We start from the raw sequence: 24,096 nt of genomic DNA, 5'->3' as shown, positions 1-24,096 counted from the left end.
TTTTAGATAAGAATTTTCAAATCTCTCACTGAATTTCATTAAAACTCATTAAACATTATCTAATGATAAATCGTTTTGAATCGCAATATTAGCAAGGGATTGATGAAATTGAATGAAATCCAATAAAACTTAAATCTAGTCCAAGTGGGACCACAAAAACAAAAGAGCATTACGAAAGTCATGCTCTTTTGTTTTATCTCCATACTCACACTCCTGTGACTCTTTCTCTTTTTGGGTAATGAGCGTGAGAACTGAGTGTGAAATCCGTGCTTTCGAAAGTCTTCTTAAAATTTAAAGAAGAAATACGCCACTGCCGCCCATTCTTTCTTAATGCCTCTGGCGTAGCCTAAAGTGCCGTGGCTGGAATTTTCAACGGTACCGTCATCTTTGATATAACCCAATGTCGAATGGCTGCTGTTCTCAACAGTTCCGTCTTTTTTCACATAGCCTACAGTAGAATGGCTTCTGTTTTCGATCGTTCCGTCACTTTTAATGTAGCCGATTGTACTGTGACTTTTATCTTCTATTGTACCATTGCTTTTGATGTAGCCGACGGTAGAATGACTACTATTTTCAATGGTTCCGTCGCTTTTAATATACCCAACGGTACTTCGGCTTCCAGACTCGATGGTTTGTGCTTTGGTGCATGCTACGCTTCCCAACACCATCATCACTGCGATTACTTTTTTCATATTGTTTGTTATTATGATTTACTATTCACACTTTCTTTTTTTTCTTCTTTTCGTACAAAAATAGATGATTAATGAGGTCTGAGGTTGAGAAAAAACAGTGTAATATATATTAGATGATTTTTGTTTTATATCTGTAGAAAGTAGGAATATATTCGTTTTTATGCGTGTTATGGATAAGACCTCAAAAAAACTCTCCAATCAAAAATTTAGAAATCGGTTGTCATTTTTACGAGAATCCGCTCATTTACCAATTCTTCACACATTTTGTGACCTATTCCATTTCTCCTTTCTGTAATTTAGAGAAATACCAACGAATAGCAGATGACAGAGGCCAAAAAAAATCAGATAATTACCGAACTTGCTGAAGCATTGCAAGATCGTGACTTTAGTAAATTCATCAGCTATTTTGAAGAAAATGCTGCTTTTGAAATCCCTTTTAGGGCAAATGGAGGAATCATTCTCAAAGGATTGCCAGAGATCAAGAAGCACTTTGAACAAGTTGCAACAGATTCTTTGACAACCCTCATACGGATCGAAGAAGTAGTCACGAAGTGTTACCACAGTGATGAAACAGTGATTGTCGAATATTTTACCAAGGGGAGAGTTCTCAGCACTGGAGAAACGTTTTATATTCAATCTTCGATTGCACTCGTCCGTTTCGGGGAATCCCAAATCACCTATTATAAAGACATTCCCAATACACTCGGGATTGCAAAAAAAGCAGGAGTGCTTGATCAGTTGGCAGCTTCGTGGAAAGAGGAATAGTGTTTTTTAGTGCAGATAAATACCAAGTTATATCCCATCTTTGTAGAACAAGGGCAAAATTCTAAAAGTCAAAAAGATGAAGCAACTACAGACAGGAGAATTTTATGGGCAGACGAATCAAACAATTCACTTGAATGGAATTACTTTAACTGACACAGAATATACGCTTGATTTTGTAGATTGGCATTACCACGAAAATGCGTATTTCACGTTTATTTTGGAGGGAAATGTAATCGAAGGCAATAAAAAGGAAGTGTACAATTGCTCGGCAGGAACTCTATTGTTTCACAACTGGCAAGAGCCACATTACAACATAAAACCTGAAGGATACACCAGAGGCTTCCAAATTGAATTAAAAAACACGTGGTTTGATCAATGGGATTTTAACATGGACAGCTTGCAAGGAAGTCTGAAAATCTCAAATGTTGATGTTAAATTGCTGATTTATAAAATAGTTAAAGAAACAAAGATTGAAGACAATACCAATTCATTGTCGATTCAATCGATGCTTTTAGAAGCTCTTTCAGTGATGTTTCGGAGCCCGAATATTCCTTTTGATAAAGATCCAATATGGGTTCGTCAAGTGAAAGAAATTTTGTTTTATGAATTTTCAGATAAACTAACACTTGACTATTTGTCTAAAACACTGGATATTCATCCAGTGCATCTTTCAAGGGATTTCTCAAAATATTTCCATTGTAATTTGGGGGAGTATATCCGGAAATTAAAAATTGAGAAATCGTACAATCTGTTATCGAACAAGCAACTTTCTTTAACTGAAATTGCTTACGAATGTGGGTTTTCAGACCAAAGCCACTTTAACCGTTGTTTCAAATCGGAAAGTGGTATAAGTCCTAATCATTTTCGGAAAATGATTGCGAGCTAATTTCAAGTATGTTAATTCCGTTCTATTTTGGCAGTTTTACAAGTCGTAATTTTGTAAACTAATTTTAAGTTGTAAAACATGAAGATAGCGGCTGTTTTAATTTGTATGCTTTTTCTTTTATCGGCAACTATTTTTGGGCAGACAACCGATTTGGTGAAGAGCGACAGTATTGTTTATCCAGTTCATAAAGCAAACATCGGTAGAATTGCTTTTATGGGAAAGACCGTTCCGATGGAAAACTTTAAGCAATCTGACTTTTTAACATCGGTTGAGTTAAAAGAGAAAACGGATCTGAATATCCGCGTTTTTTTAGGCAATTCATTAACAAATTACCTGCATTTACTTTCGCCTGAACTACCAGCTGAGGAGCTTATAAAAAATGGAAATTACCAATTCACATTTTTAGTAGACAATGAAAAGGTGTATGTTGAAAATCTCAATGTTGGGGCTGGGACTGCTGACAGTAAAAATCAAAAAAACCTGTTTAGAGTTCCTTTAATCAGTTCATCCAATGAAGATTCTTGGGGTAGGTTTCTCTGGAATCGGTTTTTTGCTAATGGCGGACAAGAAGCATTTACAACAGGAGAACATCTTCTTAAAATCGAAATCAGACCTTACTTAAAACTAACAGAAGTCCTCACTGGTTCTGTTATTGCCCAAGGAGAATTGAAAATTATCGTTCCAGAGATAAAAGTCGATGAAAAATTGGTTCAAATTCAAACCATAAAACCGCTTAAAGACTGGCAGATTTCAACGAGTAAAATCGATACGGGTAAAATCGAAGAACTCAATAGAAAAATAGCAACGCAATTTTATAAAGAAATTACAAGTGTTGTTGTACTAAAAGAGGGCAAACTATTGCTGGAAGAGTATTTTAACGGAGCGACCAGAAAGTCACTTCACGACATGCGTTCTGTTGGAAAATCATTCGCGTCAACCCTTTTAGGGATTGCAATAAAAGACGGTTACATAAAAAGCGAAGCGCAAACCTTAAACGAGTTTTACAACCTAAAATCTTTTCAAAACTATTCGTCCTCAAAAGATAGCGTTACTTTGAAAAGTTTGTTGACCATGAGCTCTACTTTTGACGGTTCCGATATGAATTCGGAATCACTTGGTAATGAGGAGAAAATGTATCCAACAAAAAATTGGGTTGACTTTACCTTAAATCTGCCCATTGACAAAACGAAAGTAGCAGACAAGCAGTGGGATTACTTTACGGCTGGTGTTGTAGTTCTTGGCGACGTAATAAATAAATCTGTCCCAGCTGGTTTAGAAAAATATGCGACTAAAAATCTGTTTCAGCCGCTTGGCATTACGAACTATAAATGGGAGTTCACACCCCAAAGAGTTGCGAATACAGCAGGCGGTTTACGATTGCGTTCCTTGGACTTTGCGAAATTTGGGCAATTATATAAAAATGAAGGAGCTTGGAATGGTCAACAAATTCTGCCAGAAGAATGGGTTGCCAAAAGTTTATCACACCAAATGAAAATTTCCGAAGGCGAATATTATGGCTATTTATTTTGGAACAAAACGTACACAGTAAATGGGGTGGGTTATGAAGTTTATTATTCAAGTGGGAATGGAGGCAATCGAATTTTTATTTTTAAAGATCAGCCGATTGTAATTGTGATTACTGCAACAGCTTATAATAAAGCATACGGCCATAAACAAGTTGAAAAGATCATGCAGGAATATTTAATACCGGCAATTACGAAAGAATAGAAAAAAGTGGCATTTCATAAGATCATTGATTTTATGAATCCAAACATTTTCTCTAAAAACCTAAATAAAGAATGTGTTATTTAGGTTTCACCTCTTTTTCTTGTTTTCTGGAATATTCAAAAAAACTGTTCGATGAAGTGGAAGCGATATTTGATTTAATGAATGATTCACAACTGCTTAATGAGCATGCAAAAAGGATGATTTAGCTTTGTAGAAATAAAAACACAAGCGAAAATCATGAAAGAGTATAAATTAAGAGTAATGACTGTTATTGATCGCACCTTTTGGTTCTGGCTAGCAATTGGTTCCATCATTATTTTTTTAAGTTTTCGGTGAGTCAAACTGTACCAGATAGAATAGTAAATTTCAAAATTGACATTATTTACCCAGTTTCCCTAGCGTCAATTCAAACATGACCCGATAGGAATATGCGCTGGTTTTTACTCCCGTACCAGGATCTCCTGTCAATCCATTTCTAGATTCATTAGGTGTTGTAAAATCGACTAAATAATCAGTTGTTTTAGGAATTGCAAATCCAAATTCAAATGCTAGAGCAATTCGCTTCCCACTTTTTAGAGTCAAATTTCCTCCGATGGATGAAATTAGCCTGTCGTATGAGGTTATTTGGATAATTTGTCTTGCAAATTCATAGTTCGAAAAGGTGTTGTAGTTGAAATCGGTTCGTCCCCCAAGCTGAATTCCTAGTTGTTCTGTAGCTTGAATGTCGATGCCTAATCCAAAGTTTGTTACAGCTTTGTATTCTTCTCCGTAGGAAAGGAACTTCTGATTTCCAAAAATGACTGTAATCAATGAATCATTGATGAAGTCTGGGTAATGTTGGGCATTGGTTGGGTCTTTATGAATCAAATAATAAGACTGTTTCAAAAAGGTTTCCGCAGTAAGGTGAACCCATAATTTTTGTCCAAGTTGAGCGCTTACTCCAAGACTAAAAGAAGTTGGATTTCGATGTTTGACTTTGCTTTTAGTGGCTCTTGAAGTAACGGTTAAATCAAAAGGAAGGACATCATCCATATTTAGAGTAGATATTTCCCTGAAAAAATTCCCTTTTCCAAGAATATTTAAGGAAGGAAGAGTCGCTACAAATCCAACCCGAAATTTCGGGTAATGAAGCAATATAGAAGGCTTGAAAATGGCCTTTACATTCCAGTAATTAAAGGAGATGGTTGAGTTAAATTGGGTTACTTCCGAAGATGAGGTGTCTGCTGGAAGTACTGAGATGGAGTAGTTGTTGTAATATTTCGTGCTTTTGTAAACTCCCATATGCGTTAATCCAAAAGACAAATGAGGTGTTGCATCGTAGGAAATTCCAATTCCAGCCCAGTATTCTCCATTGTGTATCTCTTGTGCAAAGGAAGAAACAAAGTTCTCTTCTCCGGGAAGATCAATTACATCGTATCTACCAGAATGAAACAAATCTAATTTATTGTTGAATCCATTTTTGGAGAGAACACTATAACCTAGATGCCATTTGGGAAATTTTTTGGGAGTGAAAATTCCTGTCATCATATTTGGAATGGTCGAGAAGTCTGAGCTCTCTAGGTTCTGATTGGGGCCAAGCGCGTCTTTCTGTTTGAAGGTACGGTACTGATAGGCATTGATTGAAAAAGAAAGGCTGGGATTTTTTACCAAGGTCATAGCCGCCGCATTGTAATAAACCATTGAATGATCGTCTAAACCAGATATAGCAGCTCCTCCTAATGCAGTTGCTTTAATTCCAAATTGATCGGTCCAGTAATGGTAATCTTGGCCATTGGAATAGAGGCTTAAGAAGCTCACAAACAGAAGTGTTAAGGCGTTTTTTGCTTTCATGCGTCTAAAATACAAATTAGGAATGATTGAGTTTTAAGTAATTTAAACATTTTTGAATCATTCGTAACTCGTATTCTAATAGCTTACAATTACTTCAATAGTTTCCCCAAAGTCAATTCAATCATCACACGGTACGAATATGCTTGGGTTCTCACACCTGGAGCAGAATCACCTGTTAATCCATTTCTTGCCACATTGGGAGTCGTAAAATCAATTGTGTAATTCGTTGTTTTTGGAAGCGCAAATCCGAATTCGAAAACCATAGAAGCACGTTTTCCACCCTTTAAGTCTAAGTTTCCACCTAAAGCAAACACCAAGCGGTTGTATTGAGATGATTGAATGGTCTGCCTTGTAAATGTGTAAATCGGATACTTGTTGTAATTGAAATCAGTATGTCCGCCGAATTGAATTCCAGCCCTTTCTGATAATTCAACCTCAATACCTAATCCGATATTTGTTACTGATCTAGCTCCTTCACCATAAGAAAGAAATTTTTGCCCGCCAAATAGTTCAACAATCACCGAATCACTGATGAATTCAGGATAATGTTGAGCCATGGTCGGATCATTGTGAACCAAATAATAGTTTTGTTTAAGGAATGTTTCAGCAGTAAGATGCGCCCATACCTTATCACTTATTTGTGCACTTAACCCTAAACTGAACGAAGCTGGATTTTTGTGTTGAACCTTGGTTTTTGTTGCTTTTGATGCAATTGAAATATCGAAAGGAAGAAGTCCCTCTCCATCGAGATTGAGTGTGGAAAATTCCCGAAGAAAAGTTCCTCTTCCAAGAATATTAAATATAGGGAGTGTTGCCGTAAAACCTATTCGGAACTTGGGATAATGAATCAATATGGATGGCTTAAACATGGCCTTTACATCCCAATAATTAAAGGTGATATTGGATGAAAGGCGGGTGTCTTGAGAGGAAGAAGTGTCTTGAGGAAGTACCGTAATCGAGTAATCATTGTAATACCTGACACCTTTAAAAATTCCCATATGTGTTAATCCGACGGATAAATGAGGTGTTGCATTATAGGAAATTCCAAATCCAACAGAATATTCAATGTTGCGTATTTCTTGGGCATACCTGGAAACATAGTTTTCTTCTCCAGGAAGATCAATTACATCGTATCTTCCTGAATGAAGGGAGTTTAACTTGCTGTTGTGTACATTTTTGGATAAGAGCATATAGCCAACTCGCACTTTCTTAAACTTTTTTAGCGATGTAATGCCTGCTACCATATTGGGGACCACAGAAAATTCAGTGCTTTGAAGATCTTGGGCAGGACCTAGTGAGTTTTGCTGCTTGAATTTCCGAATCTGATAGGCATTCATGGAAAAGGACAATGCTCTTTTTTCTACCAATGTCATCGCTGCCGCATTGTAATAAACCATGGAGTAATCATTTAAGCCCCCAACAGCCGCTCCGCCCAAAGCAGTAGCCTTAATTCCAAATTGATCGTTCCAATAGTGATTGTCCTGTCCAGAGGAGACAAAAGGCAATAAGCTCAAACAAATAAGTAGTGGTAAGCTGTTTTTTAACTTCATCCTTCGAAGTTACGAATTACGTCCCGATAACCATCCGGACACGAATTGCGAATGTTGAACTTTTAAATTCTTGAACCATTTCTTACAATTATAAATTCAGCTAAATGCCAATCTGTCAGGGTTTAAATTTCGGTTTGCTTTTTGACGAGCGCCATCCGTGAGAACACAAACTAAAATAAGAAGAAGTATTGCTTCTGATGGAAGTGCGGCTGAAGCATTGATTTATCCTTTGCTTTTGTTACTCCTTTGCTGGGTAATCTGGTTACTTGAAACTACTTCTGGTGGATCGAGTTTGATTGAGTGGGGAATTCGTCCAAGGCAATGGAGCAGTTGGAAGGGATTGTTTTTCATGCCATTATTACATGATCCTTCGAGTGTAAAACACATTCTCAATAATTCATTACCAACTTACTTGCTTTTAGCTGCAGTCATTTATTATTACCGTGAAATTGCTCTAAAAGTATTTCTGATTTCCTGGTTCGGAACTGGATTCATTGTTTGGTGGGTAGCCCAAGATAATGGCGCTTATCATATTGGAATGAGTGGTGTTATTTATGCGCTTTTTGGTTTTCTATTTATTTCAGGTTTTTTTAGAAGAGTGAAAGCCCTTCAAGGAATTTCTTTGGCAATTATCTTTCTCTACGGAAGTATGATTTGGGGAATTTTTCCAATGGAGCCATCGATTTCTTGGGAGGGACATTTCGGAGGATTTACTGTGGGAGTTTTATTGGCAATCTTTTACCGTAAAAAAGGACCTGTAAGTCCAAAATTTCAATACGAAATTGAACGTGAAATGGGAATAGAACCTCCAGATTTGGAAGGTATTTGGAAACGAAATCAAGAAGAAATGGAGCAACGAATCTTATTTGAGCAGATGATTCGAGAACAGCAAGAATTAAATCCAGGAGTACCGTTTCAGGTCATTTATCACATCAATCCAACTACGAAATTGGAAGAGGAAGAAAAACCGCAGGGCGATACTGAAAAGTAATCACGCCAGTTCCGCCAATTAAATATTCCCAAGAATCAAATGGAAAAGTGAACGAAATCATTTCCGAAGTCCGCAAGTGAACGAATTCTCCAGATAAATGACTTGCTAAATCTGAAATACCTTCATTATGACCAACAATTGTGACTGTTTTTTCGTCTTTTCCAACTTGCTCAATCACACTTAGAATTTCTGAATGAGAGCAGAGGTATAATTTTCGTGAAAAAGCAAAATCACACTGCTCCGAGAGGTGTTGACAGATAATGGATCGGGTTTGTTGGGTTCGCACGGCACTTGAACAAATGACCTTCCCCAAAGAAATATGATGTGTTTGAATGTAATTTCCCAAAACATTGGCTTGAGACACTCCTTTATCAAGTAGCGCACGGTCATAATCTTCACCAGTAGGGGAGACTTGATTCGTTTTTGCGTGTCTTATCAAATTTAGTGTCAACATTTTTGAGTAATTTCCAACCAATTGTAAAGATAAGACGTTATACCTAAATAACAAGTTCGAATTTTTAATATTTCGCCTTGTGAATGAACAATTTTGAACCCGGGAAATGCAAGTAACCAAACAGATATTAGTAGGGTCGGCTGAAAATGATAGACGCTCGCAAAAAGCGCTTTATGAGTATTGTTATAGGCAGTTTATTCGTCTGTGTTTACGCTATTACACCAATCATGAAGATGCGCGATTTGCATTGAATAATGGGTTTTTGAAGATTGTTACGGGATTGAAAAATGTTGATTTAGATGAATTAAATTTCCCCGCTTGGGCAAAACGAATTATAGTAAATACCTTGATTGATGAATATCGAAAAAACAAGAATCACAATCAAACAATTGTAGCTAGAGAAACAGAAGGTGAATTGGCGAATGCTGCTGAAAAAGTAGAAAATTTAGGTGCAATGGAACTGAGTTATCAAGAAATCCTAGATTTATTGAAGACAATTCCACCCATTTCAGCTCATGTTTTTACGTTGTATGTGATTGACGGGTACAACCATAAAGAAATTGGAGATTTATTAGAAATTACCGAAGGAACTTCCAAATGGCATCTTTCAACTGCTCGCAAATTACTCAGAGAGCGTATTGATTTGATGGAGAATAGACACGAAAAACGCTTTGTAGTATGAAAGATGCAAAAAGACATATTAGCGACGACGAGCTGGATCAATTGTTCCGCGATGCGCACGCTGTTGAAGGTTCTGAGCCTCTTTTCGTTCCTGAGTTTTGGTCTGAAATGGAAGCAATGTTGCCGACAGAAACTAAAAAGCGAATTTTATTGCCGTGGATTTCCCTTGCTGCAACTCTTGCATTAGGTTTGTTTTTGATTTACTATCCTTCCAATCATTCAGTTATCACAGAACTTGCTCATCAATCAACGAATGATTCTGTTTCGAATAAAAATGCGGACACTAGAATTAAAGAACAACAGCAACTCGTTTCCGTAGTTGAAAATACAGTGAAAGAAGAAACGATAACGACCATTAAAACCAAAGTTCAAAAGATTCAAGTTGCGCCAAATCTGAAAAAAGAAACCAACCTGGCTCTTCAAGATGAACTAGTGAAAACAGATTCTCCAGATTCAAATACTGAAGGTTTAGCTACAGATTCGATTCAACTAAAAGAGCAAGTTTCCAATTTGGAAGATTTAAGCTTTTCAAAGTTGGATTTCATTGAACTTAAGGGCAATACAGATGGTATCGTTATTCCAGAAGAAAGATTGAAAAAAGAGTTGCCAAGTCTAAATAATTGGTATGTGGAATTGGGGCCAACCTTAGGTCAATCGCCTTATTTGTCTAATGACACAAAAAGAAACTTGGTTGCAGGCGCAGTTTTAGGCGCAGGTTATTCCGTGAAAATGGATCAAACATCTATCACTTTTGGTTTGCAGGCTCGTATGGAAGGATTTGGAGGTTTGAACTATCAAGAGACTAATTTCTCTCCCGGAATAGTAAGAAGTGTTTCTGTAAAACAATTGTATTCGATTGATCTACCAATTAAATTTGGTTACCAATTTGGTCGTTCAGAAATTGCTTTTGGTGTTATTCCTGGGATTCAGTTGTTTATGCACGGGAAAGAACAGATAACAGAAAATCAGGTTGTAACAAGAACTGCTAGCTATACGGGGAAAGTTCAACATTCTAGTACCATGAGTATGGAATTTGGTTTCCAATATTATTACCGTTTTGCCCCAACTTACAGTATTGGAGCAAAAATAAATGCAGATGTTTTAAGACCCTTTCACACCGATTATTACTTAGGAAAAGCTGCTGGATTTCCATTGAATGGACAAATTGTTCTGAGAAAAACATTTGGGAAGTAAGTTTTTTCATTCTTACAGTAATTGAGAAATTCGAGTGTAGAAGTGTTCGATAAGTATTCATATATTTGTTGAAACTACTTTAGAATGAAACATTTGCTACTCCCTTTACTAGCTATTAGTCCCATGACTTTTGGGCAAATAACTTTAACAGATCAAAATTTTCCAGGTCCAAGTGAAACATACGTTTTCAGTACGTTAACAGATCCTACAATTGATTATTCAACAACTGGTGCAAATTATACGTGGGATTTCTCCACGATGGTTCCACAAGATCAACGCAATTTGGTTACAATTTCTCCTAGTCAATTGTCTGGCTTGTCTACGTTTTTGTTCGGGAGTTTAGCATCAATCAATTATAGAGCTACCTATTACAATTCATCAACAGATTTACCCATTGATCAAGTTTCTACGTTTTTGCCGATTTCGATTGAAGAGATGAATGGATTTACACGCAAAACAGCAACTGCGGTTACATCCGTTGGATATGAATTAGTAATAAGTGGACAAGGATTAGGCTTCCGTTCTGATACAATTGAAACACGATATGTACTTCCAATGACTTATGGTGATAGTTATGAATCTAGGGGATTTACCAAGTTGGATTTAAATCCAATATACGATGCGAAATGGAGACAGTACCGCCATCGTGTGAGCAATGTAGATGGATGGGGAACAGTGAAAACACCATTTGGTCAGTTTGATGCTTTGAGAATCCACCATGTAATTGATGAGTTAGATTCGATTTATATGACCGTGCAAGGATTTAGTTTTTGGGTTCCAATTCCAATTCCTAAAACTCATGAGTATGAATGGAGATCAACATCAGATAAAGAAGCGGTGATGAAAATTCGTACCAATGAACTGGCTGGAAATGAAACAGTAACTGCCATTGAATACCGAGATAATTTTAATGGATTGGGCTTGAAAGAGAGTGAAGCAACGGTTTCCGTTTATCCAAATCCAGTTGTGAATGAGCTCCATGTTTCAGTAGCTAAAATGCCAGTCAGTTATATCATTATTGATGCCTCTGGCCGCATTTGGAACAAAATACCTGCAACGAGTATCCATCAAACGATTGACGTTTCCGAGCTTGCAACGGGCAACTATTCGTTAGTTGTTTTGTTTGCAGATGGATATACTTCTTCTAAGTTCCTAAAATAAACTTACCTTTGTATGAAGCAAGCCGACTGTCGCCGTTCGTCTTTTGATGGAGGGAGGAAAGTCCGGGCAGCATAGAGTAACCGTGCTTCCTAACAGGAAGGATTCATCTGAGTAATTAGATGGGTACAGAAAGTGCAGCAGAAAATAGGTAGCCTTCCTTCACTCTTCGGAGTTTCGGAAGGTGATAGTGAAAAGGGGAGGTAAGAGCTCACCGTTCCGGTGGCGACATTCGGAAGCTAGGTAAACCTCACGGGCTGAAAGATCATGTAAACCAAGCGAGTAGAGCTGCTCGTTCTCTTCCCGACGATTCTGTCGGGATGCTTGGAGGGTAGATCGATAGATGCTGATGGTGACGTCAGTGCTAGATAAATGACAGTCAGTTCTGAAGTTTATTCTTTGGAATGTACAGAACCCGGCTTATGGCTTGTTTTTCTTTAATTGTTCTTTATGGGCTCTTTTGTGAGCTTTAAGAACAGTTTCAATAGTTCCACCCTGCATCGGTTTTCCGCACAAAATGGTATGGTACTCAACCCCATCAAATTTGAATTTAAGAAATGTAACGGATAAGCCAAGAACAGATAGTGATCGGGCTTTTTTGATACAGATAAATTCCAATACAAATGCTTTTTCGGATAATAGCTTTAGGATAACAACATCGCTTTTGATGTATCCCGTTGCTAAAGTAACTCGTATTATTTTCACCCAAATGGTAAAAATGATTGCTAAACCAAATGCTGTTCCTAGGGGGAAATAAATGTGATTGGTTAATTGAATCGATAAAGCGACGAATAAGACGCTGATTAACACATAGAAAACAATCAGTAATCCAAACGTTTGTTTGCGATTATCTGGGTTTAGCAGTATTCGATCCGTATTGGTAAGCACGGTTGAACTCATAGTAGTAGTGTAAGAAGTTTGACTAAAAGTAAGGTAAATTTACTTTATTATTTAATTTTTAACAAATTAATTTTAAGCTACTTAAATGATTTTACTGAATTTCAAGCTCCCGAATTAAGTAATTGGATTGAATGGTATTATAAGTTGAAAGTTGGTTTCTATTCGATGCCGCTTGGTATTGATAGCGACAGAAAAAACGGATGAATTGCTCAGATAAGATCTTATTTCGGCTGTATTTGTACAAACTAATACTGGTGAAATTTGTGAGATAACGCTGTTTTTCGACTAAGTAATAAAAGCATTTTTTTTGCGAAAAGCGCATGTCTTTATCAGAAATTTCTACGAACTCATCAAGTGGATAAATACTGTAATTCTTATTGGTTGGGAATTTAGAACTTTCTACAAGCGCAAATTTTTCAGTTTTATTTAATTTCAATAAATAAGAACTTAGGTTGGACGTAATAGATAATTTGGGTTTAATACTATCGTTTTTAAATTTGCTCCAGTTCATTGGCTCACATTTGGATGCGGAGTCCCTTGGAGTGACCATTATTAGTGGATTGTGACTAAAAGGAATCCAATAGCCATGATTGTTGTGAAATTGACGATTGATATTCTTGAAAATCGAACGGTCTTGTATTGCAGTAAATAAGCTTTTGTTGTATAAATCTTCTCTCAAACTATCTGATGAAAGTAGTAAGACATCAATTCCAGTATTGAATTTGTCCTTTTTAATTCGTTGTGCAATTTCATTCTTCGATTGAAAGATAACTTGAACAGAAATATGTTTCAATTGTTCAAATTCTTGAATAATAATACTGTCTTTGGGACAATAATTATCCGTGTAAACAATTAGTTTCTCATGGCTGATGGGTTTTGCCTCTTCAACCATACAAGAATTCGCTAAAATCAAAACTCCCGAAAAAATAATGGATTTCTTCCAATTCATAATGACCCAAAGATAGTGGTATTTTGTACTTTTGTGAAAAAATAATCAGGTGGCGAATAGTAATTTGAATAAGCAAGATAAATTAAAGGTTGGAAAGTTAATTACTGATTTGCAAAGCAAGGAGGAAGTGAAGATTGCAGGTGCTCTAAAAGCCTTTTCAGTTCATGGTCATGCATCCGTAATTGATCCAATTATTGAAACTTGGAGAAATGGACTTTCGAAAGAAAATGAAGCGTTAGTTTTTGATTTATTTCAAAGTTTGAAAGATACTTCTGCTATTGAACCTTTGATGGAAGCATTTAAGAATCCAACGAATAGCAATTTACAACGAAAATTACTGGCTACTTTTTGGAATTCGAAACTAGATTTTTCCGATTATTTGGCAGATTTCGTGTTGTTTGGAATTGAAGGAGATTTTTTGGATGCACTGGAAGCAATCACTGTGATTGAGAATTTTGAAATGATGGCACCAGAATCGGCAATCTTAGAGTCTCAATTATTGCTCACAGAATATTTTGGACAAAACCAAGGAGAAGACCAGCAAAAAGATGCAATTCTGACAGATTTAGCGCTGCTTTTAAAAGATTTTTCGGAAGCTGAAGGAACGGAAGATTTATTCTTAGAATAAACCGTTAATTTCTACATCAATCGATTGAATAATCTTTCCTAAATCTTCTTGATTAACAGTAATTATGAATACCGGAAATCGAAATATTAGGACAGATAATTAAAATCTCATAAATTTGTTTTATATTCAATAAAAAAGATAATGGCTATTGCAATTAAAAGCGTTCCAATCCTTAAGGATAAAGCTGCTGTTTCTTTTAACAGAAATGCTAAAGCCTCTGTTGCAAAAAAAGCAACAATTAAATTCACCAAGGAAATCGCGGCCTCTAGCAAAATTCTTGCTAAAGCACAATTTTAAGTTTTGATAATTGGCATTTTTAGAAGATAAATGTACGCTTCGAGTTTATAATAAAGAGGTTCTAGATAATTGTCAAGCATTCGATTGTGGCAATGCTGATTTAAATGATTTCTTTACAAATGATGTTCTAAATTATACTTCTGAATTATTAGGAAAAAGTTATTGTTTTACACTAGACGAAGATGAGAGTGTTGTAGTAGCAGCTTTCACAGTTGCTAATGATAGCATTAAAACATTTATACTTCCAAATGCTAGAAAGAAAAAGGTAATCACAAGTATTCCAAGACAAAAACAAATGAAAAGCTATCCTGCAGTTATGATAGGACGCTTAGGTGTTAATAAAGAATTCAGGAAAATTCCTTCTGAAGATAAATCTATTGGTGATCAATTAATGGACTTTATCAAATCTTGGTTTGTTGATGGCTCTAACAAAACTGGATGTAGATTTGTTGTTGTAGATTCATATAATGAGATTGCTCCATTAAAATATTATAAAAGAAATGGTTTCACTGAAATGTTTAGTTCTGAGCAACAAGAAAAAGAAGTAACAGGTCTCTTTGAAACAGCAGAATTAGCAACTAGATTATTATATTTTGATCTAATTGTGATTTCTAAATAACTAGATTTTTCGGAAGCTGAAGGAACGGAAGATTTATTCTTAGAATAAACCGTTAATTTCTGCATCAATCGATTGAATAATCTTTCCTAAATCTTCTTGATTATCTGGGAATGAGTTATTGTCTACGTCGATGATTAACAATTTACCATTGTCGTAAGTAGAAATCCAAGCTTCATAACGCTCATTTAAGCGCTTTAAATAGTCCAAACGGATACTTTCTTCGTATTCTCTTCCGCGTTGTTGAATTTGATTCACCAAAGTAGGAACAGATGCTCTTAAATAAATCAATAAATCTGGCGCCGAGACGAATGAGTCCATTAAGTTGAACAAGGAGAAGTAATTCTCAAAATCGCGCGTTGTCATCAAACCCATGGAATGTAAGTTTGGCGCGAAAATGAATGCATCTTCATAAATCGTTCTGTCTTGAATTACATGAGTAGTACTATTCTTTATTTCTTGAATCTGAGTGAAACGAGAGTTCAAATAGTAAATCTGTAGATTAAAAGACCAACGTTGCATGTCTTCGTAGAAGTCATTTAGATATGGATTGTGTTCAACGTCCTCATAATGAGTCTCCCAATTATAATGTTTTGCCAACATTTTTGTAAGCGTTGTCTTTCCAGATCCAATATTTCCTGCTACTGCAATATGCATAATTTATGAGTTTTTCGGGGAGACTAAATTACAAAATCTACCTACATAAATGGCTCTTTGTTCAAAAAAATATTCCCGCTGTGTGTTTACCCTTATTGACTTGGTGAATGACTGAAATCAGCTATTGAAAGGGTTACAAAAAGTTCAAAAAGTTCAAAAAGTTCAAAGTGTTCAATAAGTTTAATTTGAATTGTATTTGAACTATTGATCCCGATAGCTATCGGGAATTGAACTATTGAACTATTGAACTATTGATCCCGATAGCTATCGGGAATTGAACTATTGAATCACTCTAAAACAATACAGTCTTTTTTGTGTCTGCACATACAAGCGATCTCCAGAAACTTCCATCTTTCGAACGGATGAATCAAGAATGGCATCTCCTTCAAAGAAAAACGCAACGAATTCGGAATTGAGATCCACGGTTTGAATGTTTTTCCCTTCTGCAATTAGAAAATAATCTTGAATGGGGTAGATAGGTTTGTTGGGGGTGAGCGTTGCAACATCGATGAAGTTTCCAAATTGGTCAAACCACGCAACTTGATTTTGTTCATCAAACAAATACAAGCGATTATCAATTTCCTGCATGTTCACAATCGAATGTAAGTTTAAGAGACCTTTTACGTTTTGAACTTGCTGGTTTTGACCGTTTCTCAACGTAATCAAATCAATTTTGGAGTTCGGTTCGTCGTAAACCCAAATGCGATCTGTTTGAATAGATGCACTCATACTAGCTGCCAAACTGATGTTCAAATCACTCAAATAAAGACAGGTTGTTTGCAGAGCAAGGGCATTGTCCAAAAAACAAATGCTCTGTTGATCTTCTGAAAACAAGGCGATTTTAAGTGGGTTTTGAGCGTCTATTTTTTGAATATTTCCAAGCGATTTAATGCTTTCTTGGAGCATTAGTTGACCTTTCGCATCACGCTTTTGAACATTTTGATTTTGGTAAATAATGCTTTGGTGCATGGGGTCAATATCCCAAATTGCGGTTGAATCAATGTCGAGACTCCATAACTCCTTCCATTTCTGCTGAGAATAGATCGCGCTTGAAAGAGAAAAGAATAAAAGCAACGCTCCGATCTTAAACATATTGGACTGTTTTGTATGAGGTCTCTTGCAAGATTTGTTCCACTATTTCTCGGGAATTCATTAAGCGAGGAACTTTGTGTTGTCCTCCTAATTTACCTTTTTTTTGCAACCAAGCTTCAAAACTACCTGAAGATAAAACATGTAAGACGGGTTTTCCAAGTGCCAGATTTTTTGTTCTCTTGGCGTCATAGTCGGAATTGATTGCTCTCAATGACTCATCCAATAAGTACATGAAGCGATTCAAGTCATTTGGTTCGCGATCAAATTCAATCAACCATTCGTGTTTTCCCTGGGTTTTCCCATCCATGTATATTGGAGCAACTGTGTATTCGCGGATAATTGCATTGGTTTTTGAACATGCTTCTTTGATGGCAAAATCTGTATTGTTTACAATTACCTCTTCTCCAAAAGCATTGATGAAGTGTTTTGTTCTCCCTGTCAATCTAAACCGATAAGGTGTTTTAGAAGTAAATCGAATGGTATCTCCCATGATGTATCTCCAAAGTCCAGCATTGGTGGAAATGACAAGTGCATATTCGGTATCTAGTTCAACTTGATCAAGTTTAAGAACGGTTTTTGAATCGGTATCTTCAAAACGATCCATAGGAATGAATTCGTAGAAAATTCCATAATCCAACATCAAGAGCAATTCATTGGATCCGTCCACATCTTGAATTCCGAAAAACCCTTCTGAAGCATTGTATGTTTCCACATAGTGCATGTCATCAAATGGAATCAATTCTCTGAAAGCTTCTCTGTAAGGTTCAAAGCTTACTCCTCCGTGCATAAATAGCTCCAGGTTGGGCCAAACCTCGCGCAGGTTTTTCTTTCCTGTTATTTCTAAAATTTTTCGAGCCAATACCAATGTCCAACTTGGAACGCCAGCAATGATGTACACATCTTCCTCGATGGTTGAACGGGCCATTTTTTCAATTTTTTCCTCCCATTCCGTCATCAGCGCAATTTCCTTGGAAGGAGTTCGTCTCATTTCGGCCCACCAAGGCAAGTTTTTGACAATAATCGCTGATAAATCGCCTTGATACATATCGTGCGAGACGGGCAATATTTGAGCACTTCCTCCAATAATGAGGTGTTTCCCTTTGTATAATTTCCGATTTGGAAAGTTTTCGTAATAAAGAGCAAGGAGATCTTTTCCGCCTTTATAATGACAATCCTCTAACGATTCTTTGGTAACTGGAATAAATTTACTTCGATCTGAAGTCGTTCCAGAGCTTTTTGCAAACCATTTTGTGTCGTGCGACCACAGCATGTTTTGTTCGCCCTGCATCAAGCGCTCAACCCACGGTTTGAGAGTGTCGTAATTGTTTAATGGGACTGATTTGGAAAAGTCTTCGTAAGAAGTAATTTGTGAGAAGTTGTATTTTCTGCCAAATTCACTTTGACTTCCATTCTCAATCAATTTTTCGAAAAGCTCATGTTGAACATTTTCTGGGTATTTCCGGAAAAGCTCAATCTGATGCAAGCGCTTTTTGATGACCCAAGCAAAAATTGAATTGAATGGCATAGGACGAATTCAGTGAAACAAAAAAGGAGGATTTACTTTCCTCCTTATACTATGCGAATGCGTAAATCGACCCGATAATCGCTAAAAGGATGATCGTGTACACGAATCCAATTCCTACTGTAGAACTTTCAAAGAAAGTGTCATTCTTTTCGTGATGATCTGTGTGATGTTCTGAATGATGCTCTGACATAACTTGAAATTTTTCTCAAATGTAAGGTTTTGTTTGAAAAATGAAAAGAAATTAATCATCGTTTATTCCAATTAAGCGCAAAATGTAGTAAATCATCGTTACAATTGCCCCCAATGCTGCTACCACGTATGTTGTGGCTGCCAGATTTAATGCTTTTTTCGATCGTTCATATTCCACTTTTGTAGCCGTTCCAGATTTTTCAATCCACAGCAAAGCACGTTTGGATGCGTCAAACTCCACCGGTAAAGTGACAATACTGAAAAGTGCAATGGAACCATAGGCGATAACGATTGCCCAAAGCACCCATTTGATCGGAAACGATTCAAACAATACGGCTCCACCAATAAAGGTTGCCATCATGAGAATATTCAAGAATAAACCAGAAGCATGTTGAAGCGGAACTAATTTTGAGCGCCATCGAAGAGGTGCATAAGATTTGGAATGTTGGACTGCATGTCCGCATTCGTGTGCTGCAATTGCAGAGGAAGCTGCATTTGTTCCATGGTACACTTCTTCCGAAAGATTTACCGTTTTGTCTGCTGGATTGTAGTGATCGGTTAATTGTCCAGGAATACACGTTACACGGACATCAAAAATGCCGTGATCGCGAAGCATGCGTTCTGCAATTTCACGTCCACTTAATCGACTTTGAGAGGGAATTTTACTGAATTCCTGAAATTTGTTTTTTAATCGCCAGCTCACCAATAGTCCAATTCCCATAAAGACTAAACCGATGAGCATTGCCGGGCCAAAAGAAATCATTGTTTGTAAATTTTACCTTAAAGTTACGCACAAAAAAACGCGCTAAACTTCAATTTTAGCACGTTTTAAGTTAAAGAATGTTATGTGAAATATTAGTCTCTTCCTCCAAATAAACGAAGCAATGAAAGGAACAAATTGATGAATAAAACATATAAGGTGAACCCACCCAAAAGCGCCATTTTGTTTTTGTCGTCTGCTGACATTTCAGAATCATGCGCAAATTTTTTCAATTGCTGCATGTGGTAAGCAGTTAATCCAGTAAATACGATTACTCCTAAGATTGAAATTAAGTAACCTAAACCGCTACTATCTAAGAAAAAATTAACGATTGAAGCAATGAAGATTCCAATGAATGCCATGTATAAAATGGATCCCATTTTGGTTAAATCTGCTTTGGTGACATATCCCATGATTGCCATTACCCCAAAGGTTCCAGCTGTGACGCCAAAAGTAGTTACGATTGAACCCATAGAATAACGAAGGAAAATACTAGAAATTGCAAATCCAATTAAGATGCTGTAAATGGAGAAAAGTCCAAATAATAGCGGGAATGAGAGTCGATTAATCATTGTTTGGAATAACAAAGCAATCCCAATAGGTGAAAAAATCACGACATAATACAAGATTGAAAGTTTTCCTCCTTGTGGAGTTGGGGTGATGAAGTATTTCAAGAAGAATTCAGTTGTTCCGTATTGGTATGCAATTGCTCCTGAAACAATCAATGCAAAGAACATGAACCCATATACTTTTCCAAAGAATTGTCTTGCAGCGGCTTGTTTTGCAGCGGTATCGAAGCTGTAATTGTCAATTATTTCACTCATAATTTTGATTTTTGAAAGCTTAAATTTAATAAAATGTTTTAGCTAAGGGATTGTTTATTGGTAATAAGAATTTAGGATATTAGTACGATGCATTGGATTACTAGGAGTAAATAACGTCTTAAGATCTTTTGTTTTTATCCTTCTTGAATAATCCACTTTTTGGTAACGATGTTTGCCCATTCTTGAACTAATTCCAAGTATTCATTGCTTTCGGTAACATTCGAAAGAATTCGTTTTTCCAATTTGATTTCGTAGTTTATTTTTATCTTGTTTGGATCTGTTTGAATAATTTCTGTCTTCACGGAACCTGCTGAATTGGATTTCACCAAAGAGGTTACTTTATCTGCAATTTTTAGTGCGTTTGGTGATTCAATGTAGATGGAATATTTTTGTTGTTTCCCAAAAGGAATGATGCTATAATCTGCAACTGGTTCTTTGGTCTCATCGGCAAAGAAGATGAAGCTTGGAATTAATTTTTCAGCATTAAATGCATATAGATTCTCATCAAAATTCGAGAAACAGGTGTAGATTGTGTCTTCCTGCTTAAAATTAATGGGATAAGGATATACATACTTCAATTCGTGAGGTGCTAAAATGGTGTCGGAGACCTTCATGTTTTTAAAAAATCTTGCTGTAGAAGGATTTCGGAATAACACAGAATGTTGACCAGTAAATGAATCTCTTCTGTTTATCCTGATGCTTGTATCCGAAAGATGTCCTGTTTTCAAAACAATGGTTGCTGTATGTTTGTTACTGTTAAAGTCACTTTGCGGCAATAAAACAGAACTGGTAGAAACCTTATCTCGATTTCCAGTGAATAGGATTGATTGATTTCCTTCGCATGCTGCTGGAATTTCATCCAAATAATAGAATCTGCTTTTACTAGTTGGGGAGAACAGGAAATGTTCATCGCCTTCTCCCTTTTCGATAATCAGATAGCGATAGTCCAGCTGATACAAGGCGACAAATCCATGTTCAAAAACACCATCATTTATATCTCGTGTAAATCCAATGTGATATTTTAACTCATTTTCATCCAAATATTGCTGCATCAGACGATAGAAAATGACGTCATCGATTATTTCTTTGTTATAACAATCAGACGTTTTAATACTCGCAGGCATTTTTTCGTCTGTATTCCATGTGAAATCCTTTTCAAAATAACGAATAATGACATTGATGTTCTCAAAGGGACTCAAATCCGATTGATATACTCCATCTCGCTTTAGAATTTCAGTAAAGTTTTTGAATCCCGTGTTAACGTGATAACTGTCATAGTCATTCGAGTAGATCAATTCGTAAGATAAATCAGTTTGAGGATACCAAAGTGTATATGAAACTTTTGAATCATTTTGACGATGCGCCGCAAATTCATTGATGGATCTTTTTCCAACTCCTTTGATATTCCAATAGAAAATTGGTGAACTTCCTGAGTTTTGGGTCACGAAATCAGTGAGGTTTTTCGAAGGGTAAACGGTTAATTCAAACTTGCTGAAATTTCTCAACGACAAACGCGAGTTCAGAGAAATTAAATCATCTTCCAGATAGATACAATTTGAGAGTGTGTAGGATTTATAGTCAATTTGATAAACCACATCAATGATATCTCCAACCTCCAAATTCGCAAAGATGAATTGAATGCGTTTTAAATAGCTTGAGTTATATTTATTCTTGTTGTCGATAAAGGTTTCAATAATATTTTCACCCCCAAGTTCTTTAAACGAATTGTCGGGTTTGATAATTCTGGCTTTTTTCAAACTGATGTATCCGCTTTTAAATTGGAATAAATCGTGATTGATGAAGTTTTCGACTCCTTTTTTGGAAAGGATTTTAATGCGTTTGAAATAAACGATTGAGGTTTCATAATCGAGCATGAAATCAACCGTGATTCTATTTTCAAGATAAATCGCATCTTCTTTTTTGACGGAATCTGGAATTTCTGTTGGAGTGAATTCAGGCCAAATGTATTTGTCTCCTGCAAAGGAACTAAAGATAAAAGCTGTTAAAAATAGGAGGGTTAAAATGGTTATTCGTTTCATGGTAGATAAGTTGCTGGTTTTAAAATATATGTTTTCCAGTAGTTTACAAGAATTCCTTTACTTCCAGAGTTTTCTTTCGTCAAATGCAAGTCGAATTTGCTTTGAGTATTATTTATTTGAAAATCAATGTTTTTAGTGGTTTCAAAGCCCGATTTGAACTTCAAGTGGTCAAATGAGAAACTAAAATCTGCTGCAAAAAGAGCGCTGTCATTGTTGTATGCAATTGTCATTAGCTTGCTAATTTCAGGCATGAATTTTAAGTCGATGTACTGTTGGTTATTCACCACATTGTAATAAGATGCTGGAAGATTGCAGGAAATGTAAATGGATGCTTCATGATTGGATGTAAAAGCACTATCAATTTTATGAGCGCAGGGAATCAAGTACTCAATAATCTTTTTCGTTTTCTCATCCGTTGAATTGTATTGATTCATGTGTCGGAAAAGCAAGGCAAATTTTTCTTCAAAAGTTATTTTCAAACGATAAGCAGGTTGATTGTTTTCATTCATAAAAAACTGGTAATCCAAGGATAATTTGGGTTGAAAAAGCAAGGTTTCAGGTACTTTTTGATAAGGATCTTGTTTTTTGTCGATTAAGAATGCTTCTGTACCAATGATTTGAGTGCTCGGGTCTCCGAACAAACATTCTTGTTCAGTACAATCGAGGAAATAGATTTGATTATCGAGTATTAAGGAAACAATCATGTGATTTGCCATGGCGATTGATGGAAAATCGTAGGTGTCTTTTTTGATGGATGTTTTTGAAATACTCAAGTAGGATTCAAAACCAAAATGATGAAGCAACTGATTCAAAAGCATTGCCATGTCCTTACAATCGCCGTATTTGTTTTTGATAGTTTGATTGGCTTGTCTTGGAATAAATGCGTTCAATCCGTTTTCAATATCCAAATACTGAATGGTCGTTTGAACATATTCGAAACAAGCTTGTGCCAATTCTTTGGATTTTCCTTTTGCTCCAAGTATCCTTAATTTTTCAGGAAGCAAGCTAGGATCAACTCCTTCGTGATTTTCTGTTTTCCTTATGAACCAATTAGTGAAATACGTATTGGGCTCCATTCCTTTTGGATGAACGAGAAAATAGATTCGTTCTTCGTCTGTTTGAAAATCTTGATTGGTGATTACAAAATGCCCTGTTTTTTTATCGGTTCTATGTCTTAATGAGACTTCAAGATTCTCTGGAAGGGTAATGTCATAGAAAAAATCAGTAGCATCATTGTCTCCGCTTTTGTTGATTGCAGATAAGAAAATTGTTTCAGTAGCGGCCGTTTGGTATTCAAATTTAAACAAGGAATTGGGCGGCACCAAGAAACTGTAAGTTCTAACTCCATTGAATACATTTCCCCAACTGATGGTAGAAATGGTTAGATTTGACTCGAAATTAACCCGTTTTGTTTTTCCATTTACTGTGAAAGAACCTTGTTTAGATAAAAGCGTTTCTGTTTCAACAATCGAAAAGTAAAAGCGCTGTTCCGAATCTGTTTCATTTGCTCCTTCAAAATAATTGGTCGTGTGATAAGAATCAATAGAATTAACATGTATGACTATTTTCTCCAAAGAAAAAGTGAGCTTTTCTGCTCCCAATACAATCTGAGTGCACAAAAAAAAGAAAAACGAAAGGATTAAAAAAGTGGTGTTTCTAATCATGTAATTTAGGGGTGTTAGTTGTTTTGG

At 36.2% G+C, this 24,096-nt stretch carries 23 protein-coding genes and 1 other RNA gene; 11 read left to right on the top strand and 13 right to left on the bottom strand.

The genetic code is table 11. The annotated features are described in order from the left end of the window. Window positions 1–284: 284 nt before the first annotated feature. Window positions 285–692: a 5-fold beta-flower protein gene (locus FLUTA_RS05280; RefSeq protein WP_013685829.1), complete on the bottom strand. Its 408-nt coding sequence runs from the start codon at window positions 690–692 to the stop codon at window positions 285–287. A 321-nt stretch (window positions 693–1,013) separates the two neighbouring features. Here FLUTA_RS05280 and FLUTA_RS05275 point away from each other — a divergent pair, with 321 nt between their 5' ends. The 3 genes from FLUTA_RS05275 to FLUTA_RS05265 all read left to right on the top strand — a co-directional run bounded on the left by FLUTA_RS05275 (window position 1,014) and on the right by FLUTA_RS05265 (window position 4,071). Continuing rightward, the gene (locus tag FLUTA_RS05275) at window positions 1,014–1,457 is read left to right on the top strand and encodes a nuclear transport factor 2 family protein (protein WP_013685828.1); all 444 of its coding nucleotides are present in this window, start codon (window positions 1,014–1,016) and stop codon (window positions 1,455–1,457) included. Between the two features lie 76 nt (window positions 1,458–1,533). Continuing rightward, complete coding sequence (locus FLUTA_RS05270) at window positions 1,534–2,343, top strand: helix-turn-helix domain-containing protein (RefSeq protein WP_013685827.1); 810 nt, start codon at window positions 1,534–1,536, stop codon at window positions 2,341–2,343. A gap of 78 nt (window positions 2,344–2,421) precedes the next feature. Then, window positions 2,422–4,071 (top strand): serine hydrolase domain-containing protein, encoded by a 1,650-nt coding sequence (locus FLUTA_RS05265; protein ID WP_013685826.1) that lies wholly within the window; start codon window positions 2,422–2,424, stop codon window positions 4,069–4,071. A 378-nt stretch (window positions 4,072–4,449) separates the two neighbouring features. Here the strand turns inward: FLUTA_RS05265 and FLUTA_RS05260 are convergent, their stop codons facing one another. Next, on the bottom strand, window positions 4,450–5,901 hold the full coding sequence (locus FLUTA_RS05260) for a hypothetical protein (RefSeq protein ID WP_013685824.1): 1,452 nt from the start codon (window positions 5,899–5,901) through the stop codon (window positions 4,450–4,452). An 89-nt stretch (window positions 5,902–5,990) separates the two neighbouring features. After that, window positions 5,991–7,451, bottom strand: coding sequence for a hypothetical protein (locus FLUTA_RS05255; RefSeq protein ID WP_013685823.1), 1,461 nt, complete (start codon window positions 7,449–7,451; stop codon window positions 5,991–5,993). Window positions 7,452–7,608: 157 nt separating this feature from the next. Here FLUTA_RS05255 and FLUTA_RS05250 point away from each other — a divergent pair, with 157 nt between their 5' ends. After that, on the top strand, window positions 7,609–8,442 hold the full coding sequence (locus FLUTA_RS05250) for a rhomboid family intramembrane serine protease (RefSeq protein ID WP_013685822.1): 834 nt from the start codon (window positions 7,609–7,611) through the stop codon (window positions 8,440–8,442). Here the strand turns inward: FLUTA_RS05250 and FLUTA_RS05245 are convergent. Then, window positions 8,393–8,896, bottom strand: a complete 504-nt coding sequence (locus FLUTA_RS05245) for a SixA phosphatase family protein (RefSeq protein ID WP_013685821.1) — start codon at window positions 8,894–8,896, stop codon at window positions 8,393–8,395. The genes FLUTA_RS05250 and FLUTA_RS05245 overlap by 50 nt on opposite strands. 106 nt (window positions 8,897–9,002) lie before the next feature. On the opposite strand from FLUTA_RS05245, the gene FLUTA_RS05240 reads away from it, so the two are divergent. The 4 genes from FLUTA_RS05240 (at window position 9,003) to rnpB (ending at window position 12,367) form a co-directional block, all read left to right on the top strand. Beyond that, window positions 9,003–9,578: an RNA polymerase sigma factor gene (locus tag FLUTA_RS05240; protein WP_013685820.1), complete on the top strand. Its 576-nt coding sequence runs from the start codon at window positions 9,003–9,005 to the stop codon at window positions 9,576–9,578. Then, window positions 9,575–10,771, top strand: coding sequence for a hypothetical protein (locus FLUTA_RS05235; RefSeq protein ID WP_013685819.1), 1,197 nt, complete (start codon window positions 9,575–9,577; stop codon window positions 10,769–10,771). The genes FLUTA_RS05240 and FLUTA_RS05235 overlap by 4 nt, the downstream gene beginning before the upstream one ends. A gap of 84 nt (window positions 10,772–10,855) precedes the next feature. Further along, window positions 10,856–11,932, top strand: coding sequence for a T9SS type A sorting domain-containing protein (locus FLUTA_RS05230; RefSeq protein ID WP_013685818.1), 1,077 nt, complete (start codon window positions 10,856–10,858; stop codon window positions 11,930–11,932). Window positions 11,933–11,946: 14 nt separating this feature from the next. Beyond that, an RNA gene (rnpB, locus tag FLUTA_RS21080) (RNase P RNA component class A) lies at window positions 11,947–12,367 on the top strand. Window positions 12,368–12,920: 553 nt separating this feature from the next. Here rnpB and FLUTA_RS05220 read toward each other — a convergent pair. Beyond that, window positions 12,921–13,778 carry a type 2 periplasmic-binding domain-containing protein gene (locus FLUTA_RS05220; protein ID WP_013685816.1) on the bottom strand — a complete coding sequence of 286 codons (858 nt, stop codon included), beginning with the start codon at window positions 13,776–13,778 and terminating at the stop codon, window positions 12,921–12,923. A gap of 49 nt (window positions 13,779–13,827) precedes the next feature. On the opposite strand from FLUTA_RS05220, the gene FLUTA_RS05215 reads away from it, so the two are divergent. From FLUTA_RS05215 to FLUTA_RS05210, 3 genes are all read left to right on the top strand, one after another. After that, complete coding sequence (locus FLUTA_RS05215; RefSeq protein WP_013685815.1) at window positions 13,828–14,406, top strand: hypothetical protein; 579 nt, start codon at window positions 13,828–13,830, stop codon at window positions 14,404–14,406. A 141-nt stretch (window positions 14,407–14,547) separates the two neighbouring features. Continuing rightward, on the top strand, window positions 14,548–14,703 hold the full coding sequence (locus FLUTA_RS21550; protein WP_013685814.1) for a hypothetical protein: 156 nt from the start codon (window positions 14,548–14,550) through the stop codon (window positions 14,701–14,703). Between the two features lie 10 nt (window positions 14,704–14,713). Continuing rightward, a complete protein-coding gene (locus FLUTA_RS05210; RefSeq protein WP_013685813.1) occupies window positions 14,714–15,322 on the top strand; it encodes a GNAT family N-acetyltransferase in 609 nt (202 codons plus the stop codon). Between the two features lie 39 nt (window positions 15,323–15,361). Here FLUTA_RS05210 and FLUTA_RS05205 read toward each other — a convergent pair whose 3' ends face one another. The 8 genes from FLUTA_RS05205 to FLUTA_RS05175 form a co-directional block, all read right to left on the bottom strand. Continuing rightward, window positions 15,362–15,976 carry a deoxynucleoside kinase gene (locus tag FLUTA_RS05205; RefSeq protein ID WP_013685812.1) on the bottom strand — a complete coding sequence of 205 codons (615 nt, stop codon included), beginning with the start codon at window positions 15,974–15,976 and terminating at the stop codon, window positions 15,362–15,364. Between the two features lie 279 nt (window positions 15,977–16,255). Beyond that, window positions 16,256–17,068: a hypothetical protein gene (locus FLUTA_RS05200; protein ID WP_013685811.1), complete on the bottom strand. Its 813-nt coding sequence runs from the start codon at window positions 17,066–17,068 to the stop codon at window positions 16,256–16,258. After that, a complete protein-coding gene (locus FLUTA_RS05195; protein ID WP_013685810.1) occupies window positions 17,061–18,593 on the bottom strand; it encodes a GH3 auxin-responsive promoter family protein in 1,533 nt (510 codons plus the stop codon). The genes FLUTA_RS05200 and FLUTA_RS05195 overlap by 8 nt, the downstream gene beginning before the upstream one ends. Window positions 18,594–18,642: 49 nt before the next feature. Next, complete coding sequence (locus FLUTA_RS21545) at window positions 18,643–18,783, bottom strand: hypothetical protein (protein ID WP_013685809.1); 141 nt, start codon at window positions 18,781–18,783, stop codon at window positions 18,643–18,645. A gap of 51 nt (window positions 18,784–18,834) precedes the next feature. Then, window positions 18,835–19,545, bottom strand: a complete 711-nt coding sequence (locus FLUTA_RS05190) for a zinc metallopeptidase (RefSeq protein ID WP_013685808.1) — start codon at window positions 19,543–19,545, stop codon at window positions 18,835–18,837. Between the two features lie 92 nt (window positions 19,546–19,637). Continuing rightward, entirely contained in the window at window positions 19,638–20,366 is a 729-nt protein-coding gene (locus FLUTA_RS05185; RefSeq protein ID WP_013685807.1) for a Bax inhibitor-1/YccA family protein, read from the bottom strand. 134 nt (window positions 20,367–20,500) lie between these two features. Then, on the bottom strand, window positions 20,501–22,405 hold the full coding sequence (locus tag FLUTA_RS05180) for a DUF3857 domain-containing protein (RefSeq protein ID WP_013685806.1): 1,905 nt from the start codon (window positions 22,403–22,405) through the stop codon (window positions 20,501–20,503). Then, window positions 22,402–24,069, bottom strand: coding sequence for a transglutaminase-like domain-containing protein (locus tag FLUTA_RS05175; RefSeq protein ID WP_013685805.1), 1,668 nt, complete (start codon window positions 24,067–24,069; stop codon window positions 22,402–22,404). The genes FLUTA_RS05180 and FLUTA_RS05175 overlap by 4 nt, the downstream gene beginning before the upstream one ends. Between the last annotated feature and the right edge of the window lie 27 nt (window positions 24,070–24,096).

This window comes from Fluviicola taffensis DSM 16823 (genome assembly GCF_000194605.1).
GTDB lineage: Bacteria > Bacteroidota > Bacteroidia > Flavobacteriales_D > Crocinitomicaceae > Fluviicola > Fluviicola taffensis.
Note: the sequence above shows the minus strand (reverse complement) of the source record. Positions and strands in the feature narration are given on the sequence as shown.

Coding starts and splice junctions, on each gene's coding strand:
- FLUTA_RS05280 (WP_013685829.1), bottom strand. CDS start 692: ATGAAAAAAGTAATCGCAGTGATGATGGTGTTGGGAAGCGTAGCATGC.
- FLUTA_RS05275 (WP_013685828.1), top strand. CDS start 1,014: ATGACAGAGGCCAAAAAAAATCAGATAATTACCGAACTTGCTGAAGCA.
- FLUTA_RS05270 (WP_013685827.1), top strand. CDS start 1,534: ATGAAGCAACTACAGACAGGAGAATTTTATGGGCAGACGAATCAAACA.
- FLUTA_RS05265 (WP_013685826.1), top strand. CDS start 2,422: ATGAAGATAGCGGCTGTTTTAATTTGTATGCTTTTTCTTTTATCGGCA.
- FLUTA_RS05260 (WP_013685824.1), bottom strand. CDS start 5,901: ATGAAAGCAAAAAACGCCTTAACACTTCTGTTTGTGAGCTTCTTAAGC.
- FLUTA_RS05255 (WP_013685823.1), bottom strand. CDS start 7,451: ATGAAGTTAAAAAACAGCTTACCACTACTTATTTGTTTGAGCTTATTG.
- FLUTA_RS05245 (WP_013685821.1), bottom strand. CDS start 8,896: ATGTTGACACTAAATTTGATAAGACACGCAAAAACGAATCAAGTCTCC.
- FLUTA_RS05240 (WP_013685820.1), top strand. CDS start 9,003: ATGCAAGTAACCAAACAGATATTAGTAGGGTCGGCTGAAAATGATAGA.
- FLUTA_RS05235 (WP_013685819.1), top strand. CDS start 9,575: ATGAAAGATGCAAAAAGACATATTAGCGACGACGAGCTGGATCAATTG.
- FLUTA_RS05230 (WP_013685818.1), top strand. CDS start 10,856: ATGAAACATTTGCTACTCCCTTTACTAGCTATTAGTCCCATGACTTTT.
- FLUTA_RS05220 (WP_013685816.1), bottom strand. CDS start 13,778: ATGAATTGGAAGAAATCCATTATTTTTTCGGGAGTTTTGATTTTAGCG.
- FLUTA_RS21550 (WP_013685814.1), top strand. CDS start 14,548: ATGGCTATTGCAATTAAAAGCGTTCCAATCCTTAAGGATAAAGCTGCT.
- FLUTA_RS05205 (WP_013685812.1), bottom strand. CDS start 15,976: ATGCATATTGCAGTAGCAGGAAATATTGGATCTGGAAAGACAACGCTT.
- FLUTA_RS05200 (WP_013685811.1), bottom strand. CDS start 17,068: ATGTTTAAGATCGGAGCGTTGCTTTTATTCTTTTCTCTTTCAAGCGCG.
- FLUTA_RS05195 (WP_013685810.1), bottom strand. CDS start 18,593: ATGCCATTCAATTCAATTTTTGCTTGGGTCATCAAAAAGCGCTTGCAT.
- FLUTA_RS21545 (WP_013685809.1), bottom strand. CDS start 18,783: ATGTCAGAGCATCATTCAGAACATCACACAGATCATCACGAAAAGAAT.
- FLUTA_RS05190 (WP_013685808.1), bottom strand. CDS start 19,545: ATGATTTCTTTTGGCCCGGCAATGCTCATCGGTTTAGTCTTTATGGGA.
- FLUTA_RS05185 (WP_013685807.1), bottom strand. CDS start 20,366: ATGAGTGAAATAATTGACAATTACAGCTTCGATACCGCTGCAAAACAA.
- FLUTA_RS05180 (WP_013685806.1), bottom strand. CDS start 22,405: ATGAAACGAATAACCATTTTAACCCTCCTATTTTTAACAGCTTTTATC.
- FLUTA_RS05175 (WP_013685805.1), bottom strand. CDS start 24,069: ATGATTAGAAACACCACTTTTTTAATCCTTTCGTTTTTCTTTTTTTTG.